Below are 1158 nucleotides of genomic sequence, written 5' to 3' on the forward strand. Positions count from 1 at the left end.
GTTAAGGTCAGCCACGAGTTCGATATTCCCTACATTGCTGGGTACAGCACGGATGCAAGGACGATTTACATCGACCGACATCTGCCGCGCACCATCAGGTGGAGAGGCAAGGACGTGCGGCTCGAACCATTTCTGGTGTGCCACGAAATTGTTGAAAAAGCCCTCTTGGACGAGTTGCGCCTTCATTATCTGCACGCCCACCAAATTGCCTCGCGCATCGAAAGAGATGCGGTGAGAGGGGCTGGCCTGACCTGGCGGCACTACCAAAGCGTCATCAAGGGGCACGAGAAAGCGATCGATGAAGAACAGCTTCAGTGCGTGCCAGGGGAGTTAGATCTCACGCCTTACAAGGACCTGAAGGATTACCCATTGCTCCGACGGCTGGTCGAAGCATCGCAGTAGCTCGTTGCGCGGGATGGTCCAAGGCACAGAGACAGCGGGAAATTGAAGCAGGCACACTGTCAAATTTTCTCGCCATTGGAACTTCCCGACGCACTGCTGGTTCGCCTGCATAGGGACGACTGAGGCCCATTCCGACCTGTGCATTCTGCAGGCAGAGCGCCTCGCCAACAGGAGACGGCCATGAAACATCAGACACTTGAAGAACTACATGAGGTCGCGGAAGTCGAAGTATCCTTTCCGGCTATGACGCGAGGGCAGCGTTTGGAACATTGGGCCATGCTGCTCGAGCGAAATCCCGAGCGGCGCCTCGCCGCTTTCCCCGGGACGGAATACATGACCTTGGACGTACGTGACAAGGCGCGGTCCCTGGACTCCGCGCTCAGCGTCGCTTTCGCTGATCCGATATTGCGCGCGCAAGGATTGAAGAACGATACCTATGGCGAAGCGAAACGCTTCTTCGAGCTTACGGATTGGCAGTTGCACGCTATCGTGTGCCATTGTCATGTCGGCGGGACCATGAAAGCCGGATGGGCTGCCGTTCAAGTTCGGTCTGCCATCGGCATGGAAGGGAAGCTTTTCAGCAGATTGCGTGAAGCGATTGCTCATTGGCCGGTATTTCGCATTTTGACCCATGCGAGGGAGTAACGTCGCCTCGGAAAGCGAAAAGGCAGCGAGCGAAAAGTCCAGGCAGATGCATTTGGGCCTAACATCGCTAATTATGAGAATACGGGCGAGCGTCGCCCGTATTCTCTTTGC

2 protein-coding genes are annotated in these 1158 nt (G+C 56.0%); both read left to right on the forward strand.

Annotated elements, in window-relative coordinates; translation table 11 throughout:
• A partial coding sequence (locus FJ423_RS33370) for a hypothetical protein (protein WP_140848039.1) occupies positions 1–402 on the forward strand: 402 nt, incomplete at its 5' end.
• 180 nt (positions 403–582) lie between these two features.
• Positions 583–1047, forward strand: a complete 465-nt coding sequence (locus tag FJ423_RS33375) for a hypothetical protein (RefSeq protein WP_140848042.1) — start codon at positions 583–585, stop codon at positions 1045–1047.
• The last annotated feature ends 111 nt before the right edge of the window (positions 1048–1158 follow it).

Origin of the sequence: Mesorhizobium sp. B2-8-9 (genome assembly GCF_006439475.1) — a bacterium.
Lineage (GTDB): Bacteria > Pseudomonadota > Alphaproteobacteria > Rhizobiales > Rhizobiaceae > Mesorhizobium.